General features: G+C 43.4%; 15 protein-coding genes and 1 pseudogene. 9 read left to right on the top strand and 7 right to left on the bottom strand.

The genetic code is table 11. From position 1 onward, the window contains the following. From FIS9605_RS0116840 to FIS9605_RS0116830, 3 genes and pseudogenes are all read right to left on the bottom strand, one after another. Positions 1-1,044, bottom strand: a complete 1,044-nt coding sequence (locus FIS9605_RS0116840) for an adenosine deaminase (RefSeq protein WP_026734765.1) — start codon at positions 1,042-1,044, stop codon at positions 1-3. 183 nt (positions 1,045-1,227) lie between these two features. Further along, positions 1,228-4,047 (bottom strand): annotated as a pseudogene (locus tag FIS9605_RS37280) (PAS domain S-box protein); the annotation flags it as partial. 283 nt (positions 4,048-4,330) lie between these two features. Further along, a complete protein-coding gene (locus FIS9605_RS0116830; RefSeq protein WP_026733647.1) occupies positions 4,331-6,859 on the bottom strand; it encodes a PAS domain S-box protein in 2,529 nt (842 codons plus the stop codon). A 778-nt stretch (positions 6,860-7,637) separates the two neighbouring features. On the opposite strand from FIS9605_RS0116830, the gene FIS9605_RS0116825 reads away from it, so the two are divergent. The 6 genes from FIS9605_RS0116825 to FIS9605_RS0116800 all read left to right on the top strand — a co-directional run bounded on the left by FIS9605_RS0116825 (position 7,638) and on the right by FIS9605_RS0116800 (position 13,106). After that, entirely contained in the window at positions 7,638-8,981 is a 1,344-nt protein-coding gene (locus FIS9605_RS0116825; RefSeq protein WP_026733646.1) for an adenylosuccinate synthase, read from the top strand. A gap of 164 nt (positions 8,982-9,145) precedes the next feature. Next, a complete protein-coding gene (rplY, locus tag FIS9605_RS0116820) occupies positions 9,146-9,445 on the top strand; it encodes a 50S ribosomal protein L25 (RefSeq protein ID WP_026733645.1) in 300 nt (99 codons plus the stop codon). Between the two features lie 269 nt (positions 9,446-9,714). After that, positions 9,715-11,250 (top strand): bifunctional aminoglycoside phosphotransferase/ATP-binding protein, encoded by a 1,536-nt coding sequence (locus tag FIS9605_RS0116815; protein WP_026733644.1) that lies wholly within the window; start codon positions 9,715-9,717, stop codon positions 11,248-11,250. A 100-nt stretch (positions 11,251-11,350) separates the two neighbouring features. Beyond that, complete coding sequence (locus FIS9605_RS0116810) at positions 11,351-11,866, top strand: hypothetical protein (protein ID WP_026733643.1); 516 nt, start codon at positions 11,351-11,353, stop codon at positions 11,864-11,866. A 131-nt stretch (positions 11,867-11,997) separates the two neighbouring features. Then, positions 11,998-12,792 carry a YdcF family protein gene (locus tag FIS9605_RS0116805; protein ID WP_026733642.1) on the top strand — a complete coding sequence of 265 codons (795 nt, stop codon included), beginning with the start codon at positions 11,998-12,000 and terminating at the stop codon, positions 12,790-12,792. Between the two features lie 92 nt (positions 12,793-12,884). Further along, the gene (locus FIS9605_RS0116800) at positions 12,885-13,106 is read left to right on the top strand and encodes a hypothetical protein (RefSeq protein WP_026733641.1); all 222 of its coding nucleotides are present in this window, start codon (positions 12,885-12,887) and stop codon (positions 13,104-13,106) included. Between the two features lie 6 nt (positions 13,107-13,112). Here FIS9605_RS0116800 and FIS9605_RS0116795 read toward each other — a convergent pair whose 3' ends face one another. The 3 genes from FIS9605_RS0116795 to FIS9605_RS0116785 all read right to left on the bottom strand — a co-directional run bounded on the left by FIS9605_RS0116795 (position 13,113) and on the right by FIS9605_RS0116785 (position 15,809). After that, positions 13,113-13,385, bottom strand: coding sequence for a ferredoxin-thioredoxin reductase variable chain (locus FIS9605_RS0116795; protein ID WP_026733640.1), 273 nt, complete (start codon positions 13,383-13,385; stop codon positions 13,113-13,115). 155 nt (positions 13,386-13,540) lie between these two features. Continuing rightward, entirely contained in the window at positions 13,541-13,771 is a 231-nt protein-coding gene (locus FIS9605_RS42740; RefSeq protein WP_035139905.1) for a hypothetical protein, read from the bottom strand. A gap of 106 nt (positions 13,772-13,877) precedes the next feature. Then, entirely contained in the window at positions 13,878-15,809 is a 1,932-nt protein-coding gene (locus FIS9605_RS0116785) for a protein phosphatase 2C domain-containing protein (RefSeq protein WP_026733639.1), read from the bottom strand. 242 nt (positions 15,810-16,051) lie between these two features. Between FIS9605_RS0116785 and FIS9605_RS0116775 the strand changes: the two genes are divergently transcribed. Continuing rightward, positions 16,052-16,519: an NfeD family protein gene (locus FIS9605_RS0116775; protein WP_026733638.1), complete on the top strand. Its 468-nt coding sequence runs from the start codon at positions 16,052-16,054 to the stop codon at positions 16,517-16,519. A 126-nt stretch (positions 16,520-16,645) separates the two neighbouring features. Further along, positions 16,646-17,653 (top strand): SPFH domain-containing protein, encoded by a 1,008-nt coding sequence (locus tag FIS9605_RS0116770; RefSeq protein WP_026733637.1) that lies wholly within the window; start codon positions 16,646-16,648, stop codon positions 17,651-17,653. Positions 17,654-17,731: 78 nt separating this feature from the next. On the opposite strand, the gene FIS9605_RS0116765 is transcribed toward FIS9605_RS0116770, so the two are convergent. After that, on the bottom strand, positions 17,732-18,130 hold the full coding sequence (locus FIS9605_RS0116765) for a Fur family transcriptional regulator (protein ID WP_026733636.1): 399 nt from the start codon (positions 18,128-18,130) through the stop codon (positions 17,732-17,734). Between the two features lie 155 nt (positions 18,131-18,285). Here FIS9605_RS0116765 and purS point away from each other — a divergent pair, with 155 nt between their 5' ends. Next, positions 18,286-18,564, top strand: a complete 279-nt coding sequence (gene purS / locus FIS9605_RS0116760; RefSeq protein ID WP_026733635.1) for a phosphoribosylformylglycinamidine synthase subunit PurS — start codon at positions 18,286-18,288, stop codon at positions 18,562-18,564. Positions 18,565-18,666: the final 102 nt, after the last annotated feature.

Below are 18,666 nucleotides of genomic sequence, written 5' to 3'. Positions count from 1 at the left end.
TTAATTTTTCATCGCCAAAACTTGAGTAGATTCACGGCTTAGCAACCCATTTAATAGAGAAGCTGGACGTTGACCGTAGGGCCAAGCAAAAGCATGGCGGAAAGCAGCATCCTGACAAGCTTGGAGTTGTTCAAAACTAATAATGTCGTAGGTTAAGAGATTTTCGTACTCAAACGGCAAACGTACATTGTGCAGTCCGGCGTTGTCAGTACAAATGGCAATATCTACTCCAGCATCGAAACAACGGTCAAAAACTAACTTCAGTTGCCGGATATCCTGCAAAGTACCAGTTTTTAGGTAGGTAGTGGGGCAAACTTCCAAACACTGATTTCGTCTAGCTAAGTCTGGTAGTAACTCGGGATGTAACAGCGGAATTTGGATACCGTGACCAATCCGCATCAGATAGGGCAAAAGTTCCGGGTAACAACCAGCTGTGGTTTCGTACAGGTGTCCTGTGGTGCTAATTCCCAGAGATAAGGCATAATCGTACAATTTGATCCATTCTTCGAGGCGATCGCCATAATAGCTATCTCCTCCTGCCACGTCTACCGCACAGACATACTGCTTATTTTGTGCAGCCAAATCAACTATCGCTCTATTTACCTCATAAGGTAAACGCGAGTGCATACAGAGAATTTGACTAGTAACAATCGGATATTCAGATAATTTGCTTGCCCTACCGACGACTTCGACAATTTCCGCCATCTTGTCAATTCTTTCTGACTGACTCAGATGTTCGGGTGTTCGCAGATAAGGGGTATAACGCAGTTCTAAATACGCCAAATTTTCAAAGATATAAGCACCCCTAAGCAGGCGATAAATAAAGTAGGGCAGAGTTTCTACAGTTTGCACGCTTTCTACTAATGTATGTAACTCTAGATACTCATCTAGAGTGTTGCGCGGGCGCGTGTAAAACTCTTCAAATTCTGCATATTCAGCAAACCGAGAAATCAACTCAGAAGAATGACGTTCAAAGTATCGCCACAGAACTCGCGGTACAACCGAACCGCCTAGGTGTCTGTGCAATTCTGCATATAAAGCCATAGTAGTGTATCTACAGAAAATTTTAATTATTATTAACAGTAACAAATAAAAAAACAAGCTGCTTCGGAGTAAATTTTTTCTAAGTTTCTTTAATGACTTTTGTTGACTGCGGCAATTGATTAGTAACAATTCTTTCGCCGTACAGGGTTTTGATAAAAATGCTTTTACTCCTACACCTTGTGATTCGGCTATATTTTGTTGTGACGACAGTCCACTAGTAGCAATAATTTTGACATTGGGATTGATTTTTTCTAGCGTGCGGATGGCGATCGCTCCATCCATTGATGGCATCATCATATCTAGCAACACTATATTAATTTCTTGCTTATGCTCTGCGTAGATTGTTACTGCTTCTACACCATCACTAGCAGTAAGTACGCGATAGTTGTAAGTTTCTAGAGATGACTTAGTAATTTCACGAATCGTCGCTTCATCATCTACCACCAATATCAATTCCCCATTTCCCGTGAGTTCTTCCATCTCTTGGTTAAGCTGCTGGGTTTCATTACCTTCTATAGCTGGTAAGTGAACTGTAAATTTTGTGCCTTTGCCTACCTCGCTGTAGACATTTATAAAACCACCATGATTTTTGACAATCCCAATCGCGGTAGAAAGACCTAACCCCGTGCCTTTGCCTATCTCTTTTGTGGTGAAAAATGGCTCAAAAATACGTTCTTGCACTTCTGGGGGTATACCTGCGCCCGTATCCTCGACTGTGATGGCTATGTAAGATCCAGCTTGGGCATCAATATGCATCCTGGCGTATTGTTCATCAATAACTACATTTTCAGCACAAATACTAATTTTGCCGCCATTGGGCATAGCGTCCCTAGCGTTAACTGCTAGGTTCATCAGTACCTGATGGATTTGGGTAGCATCGCCCCAGATAGTCAACAGGTTTCTTGGTACATCTGTGTAGAAGTCAATAGACTTGGGAAATGTCTCTTGGACAATCTGCTCAATTTCTCGGATGATATGCTTAACCTGGATGATAGTGCGATCGCCTTCCATTCCCCTGGCAAAAGACAGCACCTGCTTAACCAAGTTTGCCCCACGTTTAATACTGTCTTCCATTAATGTTAGTAATTGCTGATTCTGACGTTCGGGGTATTTCTTTTGCAACAACTGTACAGACATCAAAATTGGTGCTAACACGTTGTTGAGATCGTGAGCGATACCGCCTGCGAGAGTGCCGATACTTTCTAGGCGTTGGGCGCGTAAGAATTGGGCTTCCAGTTTTTTCTTTTCTGTGATATCTGTATTGACAATTAGAATTAACTTGGGTTGCTGCTTATCATCTCGTACTAGTGTCCAGCCACTTTCGACGATAATTTCCTTGCTGTCTTTTGTTACTAGATGCAACTCACCTTGCCACGAGCCAGATTGAGTGACTGTTTCTTGTGCTTCTTGCAGTTGTAGAGAAGTCTGCTTAAATACAAGTTCGCTAGCTTTTGTGTCGGTTGCTTGTTCCTTTGTCCAGCCAAACAAACTTTCTGCACTCCTATTCCAAAACACGATGCATTCTGCCATATCTAAAACAAAAATCGCGTCTTGGGATTGATCTAAAAGCTTTGCTTGCTCTTGTATTTTCTCTTGGGCTGTTTTGCGATCGGTAATATCGCTACGAATTGCTACATATTCCAAAGGGTTTCCCTGAGCATCTAACAGTGGCACAATTGTTGTATCTACCCAGTAAAATGTGCCATCTTTAGTACGGTTTTTGACTTCGCCTCTCCATACCTGTCCTTTAGCAATGCTTGCCCACATTTGTTGAAAAAATTCCCGTGGGTGATAACCAGAATTAATCAGGCGGTGATTTTGTCCCAAAAGTTCTTCTCTGGAATATTTGGAAATTTGGCAGAATTTATCGTTGACGTATGTTATTGTCCCTTTATTGTCGGTAAACGCCACAATTGCAGCTTGATCTAGTGCAAACTTCATGTCTGCTAAGTCTTTAAGCGACTCTTGCAGCGCTTGTTCTCCCTGCTTGCGTTTTGTAATGTCTTCGATAACTGAAATAAAATATTTAGCCTCTCCACTCAATTCACGTACAAGCGATACAGTCAAATTTACCCAAATGCGATCGCCATTCTTTTTGATGTATCGCTTCTCCATCGAGTACGTCTGAATTTGATTTGCTAACATTTGCCGGACGTATTCTAAGTCAGCATTGAGATCATCAGGATGGGTAACATCTTGGAATGTTAAGTTGAGTAACTCCTCACGGCTGTAGCCAACAATTTCGCAAAGCTTTTCGTTGACTTGTAACCATTTGCCATCCGGTGCGACATGAGCAATACCAACAGCAGCCTGATTAAATGTAGCGCGAAATCGCTGCTCGCTATCTTGTAGTTCTTTCTCCGCTTTTTTACGTTGGCTGAGGTAACTGCTAATAAACATGTAAAGCGCAACGATAAGCGCAAAATTCAGAATCGCGGCGATCGCGAAAGTCGCTATTGTTTTTTGAGAACTTGCTTGCGACTGTTGACTCCGTTGTTGTAAAAGAGAGTTTTCCGTCTTTTCCATTTCCTGCACAATCTGGCGGATTTCATCCATTACCTGTTTGCCCTTGCCAGACATGACTAATTGTTGTGCAGGTTCAAATCCCTTTTGTCTCCGCAATAAAATTCCTTCCTGGAGACGCTTAAATCTTTCGATAATCTTCTGCTCAAGTACAGAAATTCGCTGCTGTTGTTTGTAGTTATCTGCTGTTAATTGCTTAAGTTTATTTATCTTTTCATTTATTTGTTTATCTGCGGCAAAATAAGATTCTAAATAACTTTCATCTCCTGTAATTAGATAGCCGCGCTGCCCAGTTTCAGCATCTTCTAATGTCGAAAGTGTAGCTTCAAGCTGAGTCAATACTTTGTGAGTATGTTGCACCCATCGCTCATTTTCAATTAATTTAACAGTGTTCTGATAGGATACTACAGCATTAGCGATCGCAACTGCCAATGCAATTGCAAATCCTACCCTCAGTTTTTTTGCAATGGATAGTATCATGAGACGATGGTTCTGCTAAATATTCTACAGGTATCGTTGCCGCTCAAATAATTTTTTCTATTGCTTAATCACCTGATGGAATAATAAGATATATGTTATTAACATGATGATTGCCCGTTATTGAGGAGAGTGTTCAACAATAGCGTGCTGAAAAGTATAGAAAATTCATAGGCGCGATCGCCAACTTGCAAAAAGGCATGTATTCAATCATAAAGCATAACAGGTTCGCTCTTGGAGAGGGCTTGTCCTGCAAACAAAATTACACTTAATGAAGTGAATATAATTAGTTACCGCAAATGATCTCATTCAGAGTTTGCAATAATTCATTTGCCGTACAGGGTTTTGACAAAAATGCTTTTACTCCCATACTTTGGACATCAGCAATTTTAGGCTCTGATAACAGTCCACTGGTGGCAATAATTTTGACATTCGGGTTGATTTGTTGCAGTTTGCGGAGCGCGAGCGCCCCATCCATTCCAGGCATCATCATATCCAACAAGACAACATTAATTTCTTGCTGATGCTGGGCGTAGATTGTTAATGCTTCTACTCCATCATTAGCAGTAAGTACGCGGTAATTGTAATTTTCTAAAGAGGATTTAGTAATTTTACAAATTGCAATTTCGTCATCAACTACCAAAATTAACTCACCACAACCGATGAGTGATTCCTCCTGTTCAGCAGGTGGTTCGGTGTCTTTGCTATTAGTTAAGCAAGGCAAGAATACCTTAAATTGTGTACCTTGACCAACCTGACTGAACACATTCAAAAAACCACCGTGATTTTTAATAATACCAATTACTGTAGAAAGACCCAAGCCAGTACCTTTACCCACCTCTTTAGTCGTGAAAAATGGCTCAAACATTCGCTCTTGAATTTCTAGTGGCATACCTACACCCGTATCTGCAATAGTAATTGCAATATAAGCACCGATACGGGCATCAATATTAATTTGAGCATCATGTTCATCAATGACCAAATTTTCAGCACAAATGCTGAGTATGCCACCATTAGGCATGGCGTCACGAGCGTTAACAACTAAATTCATCAGTACCTGATGTAATTGCGTTGGATCGCCATAAACATGGCAAAGATTTTCTGGTATTTGTGTGTGGCAAGTAATAGATTTGGGAAAGGTTTGTGTGATGATTTGTTCAATTTCTGCAATTAAATGTCCTACTTGCACAATTGTCCGCGTGCTTTCAATACCGCGTGCAAATGACAATAATTGTTTGACCAAATTAGCTCCACGTTTGGAATTATTTTCTGCAATTTCTAATAGCTGTTGATACTGCGAATCAGGTAATTTCATCTTCAACAACTGCACGGACATTAAAATTGGTGCTAGCACGTTGTTGAGATCGTGGGCGATTCCGCCTGCAAGAGTACCAATACTCTCCAAACGTTGCGATCGCAATAATTGTGCTTCTAATTGTTTTTTCTGGGTGATTTCTGTATTGACAGTCAGGATTGATTTCGGTTTTCCCTTGTCATCCCGTACCAACGTCCAGCGACTTTCGACGATGATTTCTGCGCCTGCTTTTGTCACCTGCTGCAATTCACCTTGCCACGAACCAGACTCAAAGACTGTTAACAGTGCTGCTTCTAGCTGGGACGATGTTTCTTTATACAAAAGCTGTGATGTTTTTTTCCCAATAGCTTCTTCAAACTTCCAACCGTACAGGCGTTCAGCACCTTTATTCCAAAATAAGATTTGCCTGTCGATACCTTGTATTAAAATTGCATCCATTGCTACATCCAGCAGCGCCGCTTGTTCGCGGATTTTCTGTTCTGCTTGCTTGCGCCGAGTAATATCGCGCGTCACTGCTAAATGCATAAACGTGCCATCGGTTTCGTCAGGTAATGGCACAGCATGAGTTTCCATCCAACGGCGAGTACCTTTGCAGCCAACGATCTCAAACTCCAGAGTTCCCTTGTTACCCTGGCAAACACTTTCATGTAAATTCCGAAACGCCTGTTGATATTCTGGTGCGATCGCAGCGTCAATTGGTTTGCCAATCAAGACATCGGCACTTTCCACCTCCATCATCGCTACTCCAGAAGTATTAATTTCTACGAGAGTGCCGTCTTTTGCAATTAGCTTGATACTTTCTGGTTCCGCATCTATGATTGCCCGCAAATGATGTTCGCTTTGCCGCAGTGCTTGTTCTGTCTGCTTGAGTCGGTTAATGTAACTTCTCAGCAGATAATACAGCAAACCTACCAGCAGCAAATCCACAGCAGCGATGAGGGCAAACATCGCGATCGTTCTTTGAAAGTTGACTTGCGATTGGTTGATCTGCTGTTGTAATAACTTTTGCTCTACCTGTAAGCGATCGTCAATTAACTTTTGAATCTCATTTATCGCCTGCTTCGAGAGAACAAAATTTGCTTGACGATAGTTTCCAAAGCCTGGCGTTTTCCCCAAGTTAACTTCTTCTTCAAGGACACTAAACCCATGAGTAATTTTTTGCTCAAGTAAAAAAAACCACGTTTGTTTAATGGGGTTATCTGCAGTTAAATTTTTTAGATATTGGGTATAAGTGTTAATCTCTTTTTGACTAGCAACATAGGCTTGTAAACAATCTGGATCTGTGGTGATTAGGTAATTGCGCTGTGCAGTTTCCGCATTCTGAAATGTTGAGAATACTCTCTCTAGTTGAATAATAATTGTGTGAGAGTGTGCGATCGCTTGCTGATTTTCAATCAGCTTCATCGTATTGCTGTAAAAGATCGCTGCATTAGCAAATACCACTGCTAATGCCAGTAAAAATACTGCTGCCAGCTTTTGGATGCGAAACAATTTCATCATGCGCTGTTAGTAGAACTCCTTTGCTGCTGGCTATTTGTACTGTGTTTTCTCCTAGCATTCATTCAACTTATTGTAGAAATTGAAGGGTAAATTTATGAAGGTAAGACAGAAACTTCCCACCACAAGTATTCATCCACGGCAGCATCAAAGGTTTTGTATTTATTTCAGATACTCTCAAAGTAACTGAAATATCTAGTCAAATGTGTTCTCAACTACACTTAAGTAGGTGGGTGGAAATAAACATAACGCGAGTTACGAAACCTAAACACGCCTGTAAGGGCAAAGCATTTGTATGTATATCTTGACATCAAAACTGAATGTACTAGTACAAATGCTTTGCCCCTACCCAATGACAAATGACAAATGACAAAACATCATAATCATTGTTTGTTACAAACAACAATCAACAACCCTCCGGGTACTCTACGAAAAGCCCTTCGGGTACTCTGCGAGAAGCCCTTCGGGTTCGCCAGTCCCCCATCGTGACGGAGACCGCCAAGACGGGGGCTGGTCTCACCGCGCTGCGCGCGTCTACGCAGTCGTACCCTTCGGGAAGCCGCGCTGCGCGCGTCTACATGGGGTAAACCCCCTTTGGAGCGCGCTGCTCACCGCCCACAAGGGGCGTCTACGCCAGTCGCTCATGGGGGGAACTCCCAAGACCGCGCTGGCTCACCAACAACCAACAATTTTTATACTTTTGCTCACAAAGCTTGACATTTGTCACGAAAACTGATGATAATTATTGTTTGTGGAAACTTTAGCTCTTTAAAATAAACTCTTGGCTAACGTCATTGTTATAGGTGCCCAGTGGGGCGATGAAGGAAAAGGAAAAATAACTGATTTACTCAGCCGCTCCGCAGATGTCGTTGTACGTTACCAAGGGGGTGTCAATGCTGGACACACAATCGTAGTCAAAGGTCAGACCTTTAAACTGCATTTGATTCCCTCTGGTATTTTGTACCCGGATACAGAGTGCATTATCGGTTCTGGAACAGTCATCGATCCACAGGTTTTGATTGCAGAACTCGATCAACTAGAACAACTTGGTATTTCTACCAGCAATCTGTTGATTGCCCAAACCGCTCATGTAACGATGCCTTATCATCGATTAATTGACCAGGCAGCGGAGGAACGTAGGGGGAGCCATAAAATTGGCACGACTGGTCGAGGTATCGGCCCGACCTACGCAGACAAATCAGAGCGGACGGGCATCAGGATGTTAGACTTGATGGATACCCAAGGGCTACGTGACCAGCTAGAGTGGACGATCAATTATAAAAACGTCATTCTGGAAAAGCTTTACAACTTGCCGCCATTAGACCCGCAGAAGGTGATAGACGAATATCTGGGGTATGCGGAAAGGTTGCGACCGTATGTGGTCGATACCTCTTTAAAAATATACGATGCCATTCAGCGTCGGCGCAATATTTTATTTGAGGGAGCACAAGGTACGCTCCTCGACCTAGATCACGGAACTTATCCCTATGTAACCTCTTCTAACCCGGTGGCAGGGGGGGCTTGCGTTGGTACGGGATTGGGGCCAACAATGATTGACCGGGTGATTGGGGTTGCAAAAGCCTACACCACACGTGTAGGTGAAGGGCCGTTCCCAACAGAACTGGATGGAGAATTGGGAGAACAGTTGTGTGCGCGTGGTGCTGAATTTGGTACAACCACCGGACGCAAGCGGCGATGTGGCTGGTTTGATGCAGTCATCGGTCGCTATGCTGTGCGTATTAACGGTATGGACTGTCTGGCGATCACTAAACTAGATGTTCTTGACGAACTAGAGGAAATTAAAGTTTGTGTCGCTTATGAGATTGATGGGGAACGCTGCGAACATTTTCCCACCAGCGCTCGTAAGTTTGCTCAGTGTCGTCCCATCTACAAAACCTTGCCAGGATGGAAACAGTCTACAAGCAACTGCCGTTCTTTGGATGATTTGCCACGGCAAGCGTTGGATTATCTCAAATTTTTGGCAGAATTAATGGAAGTGCCGATCGCGATCGTCTCTTTAGGAGCTAGTCGCGATCAAACTATCATTGTTGAAGACCCCATACACGGCCCCAAACGGGCTTTATTACACCCTGACGGCACCCCTGCTTCCTTGCTGAGTGCGTAGGGTAGAGATCGGGGATCGGGGATTAGGGATTGGGGACTAGGAACTAAGGAAGGAGGACAAGGAGGCAATTTTTCTCCCCTCTTTCCCTTGCCTTCTCCCAATCCCCGATCCTCGATCCCCGATCTCTTACCCCCTAATTTGTCAATTAACAACTAACAATTTCTATGGAACTTACGATTGAATGTCAAAAGCGACCAGAAGGTAGCAAACCCAATGCTTTGCGTCGTTCTGGGTTAATACCTGCTAATTTATACGGTCATAATGGTAGCGAGTCTGTTTCTTTGGTTGTTAATGCCAAAACTGTTGAACAGCTGCTCAAAAAGGCTCGTGTAAATAAAACTGAGTTTGAACTGAATGTTACAGATATGAATTGGCGCGGTACAACGGTGATCCGAGAAGTTCAAGTTCATCCGGCAAAGGGTACGCCCTACCACTTGAGTTTTTTTGCTGGCGCCAAAAACTGATACAGTTTGTAATAATTGCTGAGGAGACCAGGGGCAAAACCCTGGTTTTTTATTGATTGATATCAAGTCCGGCTAATTCATGTTCATTAAAAACCCTCACCCCGTCCTGTCGGACACCCCTCTCCCTACTTGGGAGAGGGGCAGTTCTTGTGAGGGCAGATACGATCGCTAATCAAATGGATTTGATATGAACCACAAAGACAAGCCAGCGCGTTGCGGGGGTTCCCCCCGTTGTAGCGACTGGCGTACAAAGGACACAAAGAAAAGAGATGACAGAGGTTTCGATTCCACCTTTAATTGAGCAGATGTTGCAGCCTGGTTTTTATCCCCACCCAGTGCAGGAACCAATTCAGTTAATTCAGACGCACGTTTCTTATGTGTTGTTGACTGGGGATTATGTATATAAGGTGAAAAAGCCGGTAAATTTCGGCTTTTTGGATTATTCGACGTTGGAGAAGCGCCAGCATTTTTGTGAGGAGGAATTGCGCTTAAATCAGCGGGGGGCAGGAGAATTATATTTAGAAGTACTGCCCGTGAGTTTGGTAGGGGAGCAATACCAGCTTGGGGGAACAGAGGCGGTAGAGTATACGCTGAAGATGCGTGAGTTTCCTCAAGAGGCACTGCTAAGCGAGATGTTTGAGCAGGGGAAGTTACAGGAGGTGCACTTAGAAGAGTTAGGACGGGTAGTAGCAGATTTTCACGCGAAAACTGCTACGAATGATTACATTCGTTCTTTTGGGGAAGTGTCGCAAGTCCGGGCTGCTTTTGACGAGAATTACCAGCAAACGGAAAAATATATCGGTGGCCCGCAAACGCAGGAACAGTTTGAGGAAACGAAGCAATATACAGATCGGTTTTTTACAGAGCGAAGGGAACTTTTTCAGAGTCGGGTTGCTGGTAATTTTATTCGCGAATGTCACGGCGATTTGCACCTGAGAAATATTGCGCTGTGGCAAGAGAAATTATTGCTGTTCGACTGTATTGAGTTCAATGAGCCGTTTCGCTTTGTTGATGTAATGTACGATGTGGCGTTTACGGTAATGGACTTGGAGGCGCGACAGCGCAAAGATTTGGGCAATGCGTTTTTGAATACCTATATTGAGCAAACTGGAGATTGGGAAGGTTTGCAGGTGCTGCCTTTGTATTTAAGCCGTCAGGCTTACGTTAGGGCTAAGGTAACTTCATTTTTATTGGATGATCCTGGTGTGCCAGCAGAGGTAAAGCAAGAGGCTGCAAAAACAGCAGCCGGTTATTACAAGCAGGCATGGGAATATACTAAGCCACGTCAGGGACAGTTAATTTTAATGTCGGGCGTGTCGGGTTCTGGGAAAAGTACGACAGCACGATATTTAGCTCGACAGGTGGGAGCAATTCATATTCGCTCAGATGCAGTGCGGAAGCATTTGGCAGGAATTCCCTTGCTGCAACGGGGTGGAGATGATTTGTATACATCTGAAATGAACCAGAAAACCTATGCACGGTTGTTGGAGTTGGGGATTCTGCTCGCAAGTCAGGGGTTTGTTGTAATTTTAGATGCTAAGTACGATCGCCAGCAGTTGCGACAAGAAGCGATCGCCAAAGCTCAAGAGAAGCAAATACCCTTACAGATTCTTTATTGCACAGCACCACCAGAGGTTTTACAGCAGCGACTACAACATCGCACTAGTGATATTGCTGATGCCACTGCCGATCTATTGGCCTCACAACTTCACTCTGCTGAACCCTTCACTGAAAAAGAAAAACCACTAGTTAAAATTTTGGACACAACTCAATCACAACAGGCACAATTAAGTTGGTTAGCGTGAGTAAACTATTTCTCGTGATGACTGTTGTTTGTTGTTTGTTTTCTGCAACAACCAATAAACAACTACCAACAACATTAATTGAGCCAACAGGCCTGACCTTATGGCACCAGATAAAAACAACTTCAGCAACTTTCTATCCGTCTCACCCAACTTTTTGAACCAAATCTTGGTCGGGATATTTTTAACACTAATTTTCTTGGTGTTACGTTATCCGCCACCTTTAAGTATCTTCTTGGGCATTTTGGGTGGGTTAGCCGTAGGATGGATAACTTCGTCAAGCAAAACTAGCCCCAAGGGAGGTGCTGTAGCGTCTACTGAGGGAGTTGATGCCGGTTTGAAGTACTGGTTATTTTTTTTACTTGGCTTTGTGTTTTTGGGGTATCAACCATCTATAAGCATCTTGCTGGGTTCATTAGCTGGGATCGGTGGCGGCTGGATTATTGCATGGTGGCAAAGTAAGGAAGAAGCTAGAACTCAACTCCCTGAAGAACCTATAGAGGAAGATCAGCAAGAACAGCCTAGTTCTCCAGTCACCAAACGACGGATCAGAAAACCTGTTCGCCGTTACCGTCGTTCTTCTCAAAATTTCAATTGGTTCGACTTTTGGCGAAGGTAAAAAGTAACCTTTGTTAGTAGTTAGTAGTTAGTAGTTAGTAGTTAGTAGGTAGTTGTTTGTTGTTTGAAATAACTCACCATCAACTCATTATCCACTAACTACTAACCACTATCCACTACCCACTAACTCCAATGTTTTTGTATCTCTCCAAACTGCTGCCACTATTTTTTTATCCACTGGGGCTAACTTGTATTTTTTTGCTGGTAGCACTTTTCATGTTGTGGAAACGTCCCCGAACAGCTGCGATCGCTATTACACTGGCGCTGATTTTACTGTTATTTAGCAGTAATGCCTGGATTCCGAATTTACTGGTGCGATCGCTAGAATGGCAATATTTCCCATCTGCACAAATACCAAATGCAGAAGCAATAGTTGTGCTAGGAGGTGCTACCAAGCCAGCTTTGCCACCACGACCAGGTGTAGATTTAAACGAAGCTGGCGATCGCGTTATTTATGCTGCTCAACTTTACCGTCAAAATAAAGCTCCTGTTATCATTCTCAGTGGTGGTCGCATCGATTGGGAAGACAACCAAGGCTTAGCAGAATCTGAGGATATGGCACAAATCCTCACCTCAATTGGCATACCATCAGAAGCTCTCATTCAAGAATCTGAGTCCCTGAACACATATCAAAATGCGGTGAATGTCAAAAAAATACTCGAATCTCGTGGGATTCGTCGCATCTTGCTGGTAACTTCGGCAATGCATATGCCGCGATCGCTCCTTATTTTCAAGCGTCAAGGTATTGACGCCATTCCTGCACCCACTGACTTTCTCGTGACTAGCAGCGATATGCAAGGACTAGCTAGTACCCCCAAAGCCGCTATCCTGAGTTTATTACCAGATAGTTCCAATCTGCACAAGTTTACTGGAGCAGCGAAAGAGTATGTTGGTATTTTTGTTTATCGCTTACGAGGTTGGTTGTGAAGATGATTAAGAGTTAGGAGTTATTGACTGCGTAATAATGGATAAGAGTTGAAAAAATGCTCTTAATTTCTAACTTTTTACTTTATTAAATTATGTCTAAAGACTTACCACATATTATTCCTTCGCCTCAACCTCAAGTTGAGGAAAGTTTTGCTGCTTACCAAACAACCCACCAGTTTTATCAGGAAGTTAAGACGCGATCTGAGTATCAGGAATATTGTGAATGGTATTATACCATAGCAGAGCAGCATCGTCAAGAACTAAAAAGGATGCGCGGCGAACTGAATTTTTATGCAATCTTTCGCCGCCAATGAGGGATATTAGATAATTTCTAACTCCTTTTCACGGAAGTGAGCCTTAAATTTTTTACTAAACTGGACTTGAATCGGCAGATTAGCGCTGACAGGTCTACCTTCCCATTGAGTGACAATGTCTACCACCTCTCCCTCTAAGCCTTTAAGGTCAAAAGCATTACCGCGATGCTCGGGATGATGGTAAACTACCACGGATTCTTTAACACGAACGCGATCGCCTTTTTTCATAACAAAATTTACACCTTGCTTCTGCTTTTCCACAAGTGTCTCCACTGCCATCCCTCATTGAACTTGCTTCTCTTGAAAAATAGACTGCTTGCAAAAGTTGTTTTTGACTTTTAAGCAGTATTTAGGCGCAATTTGACGCCTCCATACCTGCTAGACGAACAAAGCCTGCCCATGCAGGCTTTGAGCTAAATTCGTCCCCTTAGTCTTTACCCTTTGTTTCCCAATCGATAGGGAGAAAAAGAAAGGCGATATTTGAAGTCGCCAGGTACTTTGGCAAGAGGCCTAACCATTTTATCTTCACTCCACGGTGTTACGGCAGTCAAGTTAGTGGTTGGTGGTTGGTTGTTGGTTGTTGATTGTTGGTTGTTGGTGGTTGGTTGTTGGTTGTTGATTGTTGGTTGTTGGTTGTTAGTGGTTGTAGAGACGTGCCATGGCACGTCTGTACATTGGTTAGTGGTTATTCTTCCACTCCCCCACACTCCCACTCTCCTACTCCCCCACTCCCCCACTTTCCCCATCTCCCTATCTCCCACTCCTCCACTCCTACCTTCTAGGCGAACAGAGGGGAAGTTGTCTGCACATCTGTTGGAATGTTTGCGGATGCAATTGCCACCAAGCAAATAATCCCCCAATTGTACCTCCCACCAACAAAGCCAACAATCCTAGTAGCAACACCAAAGGCTTGTGCCGATGTTGAGTACTGACAGAAGTTTGGGTTGTTGCAGAAATATCTAACTCCAGCAATACTTGTGAACTTTCTGCTAATTCAGATTCTTCTGCTTGTAGCGGTTGTTCTTCTGGGACAACTTCTACTTGTTTTTCTTCGATAGTCTCTATTTGTAACTTCTTCTGATGAACCGGGACGAGGTAATCTGGAGAGACACGGCAATGGGTGAGAACCACAGATATATTGTCATGACCATTTTTTTGATTTGCCAGTTTAATCCAGCAAGAAACAGCTTCTTCTAGGGAGAGTTTGCCTGTTAACACTGGTGCGGCGTAATCTCGCCAGCTTTGTTCTACTAAATGGTTATCACCTAAGCCATCGGAACACAACAGCAATATGCCGTCTTCATCCAAAATGAAGCGCTGGATCAAAGGACTGAGAAATTCGCCATCTTTTGTTCCCAAAGCTTGAGTAAGGGCTGTAGCATCCAGACGTTGTAGTGCTTGGCGATATAGACTGCGGGCATGCCGTACTTCTCGCGTTGTCACATCATCATCAACTGTAAGCAACTGGCAGTAGTCGCGGGTAATCCAGTAAGCACGGCTATCACCAACATTAACTAAGTAAAGTTCGTGGGCATTCTCTGAGTGCCACCCACCAGCAGTTTGGACGCATTGTGGCACTTGTACAGCCATGACGATGGTTGTAGCCATACGCTGGGTTCCTACACGTTTTTGCTCGTTATTACAGTTGCAAATCACGTTATTCACAACTCGCAAACTTGCCTCCAATTGTTGCTGTAACAAGTCTGGCGTGATGATTTCAGTCTGTTCTACAACCTCTTGTAGTAAAGCGCGAATTTGTAATTTCACAGACTGCACTGCTAATTGACTTGCCACCTCGCCGCCTTCATGGCCGCCAATACCATCGCAAACAATTGTTACCCGTGGTAGTAATGAATTATTGATCGCATCATTGCTGCTAGGGTAACAATTGTCCTCATTATGCATGAGTTCTTCCGGCCCTTTATCGGTTGCACCTGTTACCTTTAGGGTTAAGGGTAATTCCGCAGCGGTTGCTAGTAACAAAGCATTGAGTTCGGCAGAAATAGTCTTTAACTCTGCTTGGGGACTACACATCTGCTGGACTATTTTTTGCAAGCCTTCTGACACTTGTGTTTTGGCTGTCACTACCAAAGGTTGCCAACACTCTCCCAAATGCTTCAGGCTAGGCTTTCCTGACTGTTGAAGTTGCAATAGTCGTACACACCAACCTTGCACTCGTAAATTGTCTGGCTTTAGCAAACTAGTTGCCATCCCCAATTCTGATAAAGGAGTCCACAGTTGGAGAATTTGCCAAAGCCAGTAAACTTGTCTTACCGCTGTTGCTTGCTGCCATGCTTTGGTTAGCGCTGGGTAAAGATTTCCTGCCTCATCTACAGGCACATTTTCCAGCAAGAGAATATCACCTACACCTTCTGTTTGGGAACAAACAAACCCATAGACTTGCGGTAGGTATAATCGCTGTTGATATAACCGCAGGTAAGGAATAATTTCATTGGGGATTTCTTCAGGTATGTCTGGCAATTTTCCCGGTTGAGTATCCAACCAAATTTGGGGTGCAATTACCTCATACCGTTCAGCCACTTTTTCTCCTGGTTGTATTTTGGCTACCGATGAACCAATTGCCCACAGATAGCGGTGAATTAGGGGAGTTTGACAACTTGCACAAAGGCTGTTGTCCACAGGATTAATTGGGTGAGTACAGAGGGAATTTGGACAATAAATTATCCGCTGGGTAGAAATCATGCAAGTGTAAATTTCCAGACAATATTGATGAGTGAAGTTCGATTAAATCTAGCTGTCAAAGACTGGCATGTTGGATTAGACTGGACTTGTTTGTTTGCTCTGAACAGTTGTTACTTAAAGTTAGAAAAAGTTGAAGTAAAAATTCTAGCTTACGATTTCTGAAAATAGCGAATGCATGGCTGTATCTAATCACAGAAATGCATTTACGTAAATGTATGTAATGTAGTGTCTAGGATGACGCTATGCCAATTTCTACCGCAATTTGGTTTTCAAGTTCTACCGTAATTTGGTTGTTGGTAGGAGCAGGTCTGTGTTTAATGGAAGTGTTTCTACCCACAGCTTTTGTGGCTTTGATGATGGGAATTAGTGCCTTTGTGGTGGCGCTGCTATCTCCAGTGATTTTAGGAAAGTTATGGCTGCAAGTTGTGGTTTGGCTATTGCTTTCTACATTCCTAATTGTGCTTTTTCGCCGCTTATTGACACCACCGCGAGGTAAGTCAAAAATTCAGGATGCGATCGCCGCTGAAACTTTAACAGAGATACCTGCTGGAAAACCAGGGCGAGTGTTATACGAAGGCAATTCTTGGCGGGCGCGGTGTTACGATGACCATTTAGCGATCGCCCCCAATCAAAGAGTTTATGTAGTGAGGCGCGAAGGTACAACCCTAATTGTGATGCCAGAGTATTCTTCCATCGCAAATACAGACTAGGCAGAAGGCATAAATAAGTCAAAAGTTAAAAGCTAAAAGTCAAAAGAAAGAATTTTTTCTTTTACCTTTTTACTTTTTACTTCTCCAGTCCCCATTCCCTACTAATAAAGAATCAGGAGATAATTTATGGAACCCATATTATTTCTTATCAGTTTAGTTTTGGGCGGTTCCGTCATAGCAAGCTCTGTTAAAGTAGTCAATCAGGGCAATGAAGCCTTGGTAGAACGCTTAGGTAGCTATAACAAAAAATTAGAACCAGGCCTCAACTTTGTTGCTCCTTTTTTTGATAGAGTTGTCTTTCGCGAAACCATTAGAGAAAAAGTATTAGACATTCCCCCGCAACAATGCATTACTCGCGACAACGTGAAGATTACCGTTGATGCAGTGGTTTACTGGCGCATTGTCGATATGGAGAAAGCCTACTACAAAGTGGAAGATCTCCATGCGGCGATGGTGAATTTGGTCATGACGCAAATTCGTGCTGAAATGGGCAAACTGGAACTGGATGAAACCTTTACCGCCCGTTCGGAAGTAAATGAACTTTTGTTGCGGGATCTAGATATTGCTACCGATCCTTGGGGAGTGAAAGTAACGCGGGTGGAACTGCGAGACATTCTTCCATCTCACGAAGTGCAGCAGTCGATGGAATTGCAAATGTCGGCGGAACGGCGCAAACGGGCGGCGATTTTAACCTCTGAGGGCGAACGAGAAGCTGCAATTAATACTGCCAGAGGAAAAGCAGAAGCGCAAGTTCTAGAGGCTGAAGCCCGTCAAAAAGCGGTAATTTTGGAAGCTGAAGCCCAACAAAAAGCGCTGATTCTTAAAGCCGAAGCCCAACGTCAACAGCAAGTTCTCAAAGCCCAGGCTATTTCTGAATCTGCGGAAATGATAGCTCAAAAAATTAAAGCCGACTCCACAGCCCACAAAGCTTTGGAAGTTCTGTTTGCTTTGGGTTATCTGGATATGGGCGCGACTATAGGCAAGAGTGATAGTAGCAAAGTCATGTTTATGGATCCTCGCACGATTCCTGCCACTTTGGAAGGTATACGCTCCATTGTCTCAGATGCTCGAACAGACTCTAACCCGATATCGAACACTCAAGAGTCAACCGTAAATAACAACCGTCTCAGTTAAGATGTTTGTCATTAGTCATTGGTCATTGGTCATTAGCTTTTGACAAAGGACAAATAACAAAGGACTAATGACTAATGACTATTCCATCACAGCTTGAGTTATCTGACATTGGTTGCACAAACCAAAAAACTCCAGGGTGTGGTAAAAAATCTTAAAATTGTGGGTGGCTTGTAACTGCTCTTCTAGTTCATGGGCTGGACACTGATTGATCGGAATCGAAGTACCGCATTGCAGACAGGTGAGGTGATGCTTATCTTGCTGCGATAAACTGTAAAGCGCCTCACCGTTCGCTAATGTCCGCACTTGCACCATGCCTTCAAGCTTCAAGGCTTCCAAAGAACGGTAAACTGTTGCCAGACCCATGCTTTGGTTACGATTACGCAATTCCACGTAAATATCTTGGGCAGAAATACCTTGTTTGATAGTTTTGAGAAGATTGAGAATCCGGTCTTGGCTGCGGGTGCGTACGGCTTTCATAAACGGTTATAAAAAGAATGCCAACGTGTTTGAACTTAATATTTTGGTATATCTTGGCTAACTTCTAGCTTAACGCCAATAACTGTGTAATCTTATAGTCGCTTAGCTGCAACAGAAAGATATAGTATGAGCGTAGCAGCATTCAGCAAAAGTCAGTGCAAAGGAAGTATCGAGCCAAAATTTTTGTAACGCTCCGTCCTTCAGTTTTAGATCCTGCTGGCGTAGCAGTGCAATCTGGGCTGAAGCAGTTGGGTTACGATAACGTCGAACAGGTGCGGATTGGTAAATACATTGAAATTATTCTGATTTCTCCGGATGAGACTTCCGCGCGTCAAAATCTTGATCGAATTTGTGACCAAATGTTAGCAAACCCAGTGATTGAAAATTATCGCTTTGATTTGATTGAAGTGGAATCGCAGACGGGAATAGTGTAAGGAAATGGGGAGATGGGGTGATGGGGAGATGGGGTGATGGGGAGAATAACCACTAACTACTAACCACTAACTATTGACCACTAACTATTGACCAATGACCAA

This window comes from Fischerella sp. PCC 9605 (genome assembly GCF_000517105.1).
Classification (GTDB): Bacteria; Cyanobacteriota; Cyanobacteriia; order Cyanobacteriales; family Nostocaceae; genus PCC9605.
This window is presented reverse-complemented; position numbering and strand designations above follow the sequence as displayed.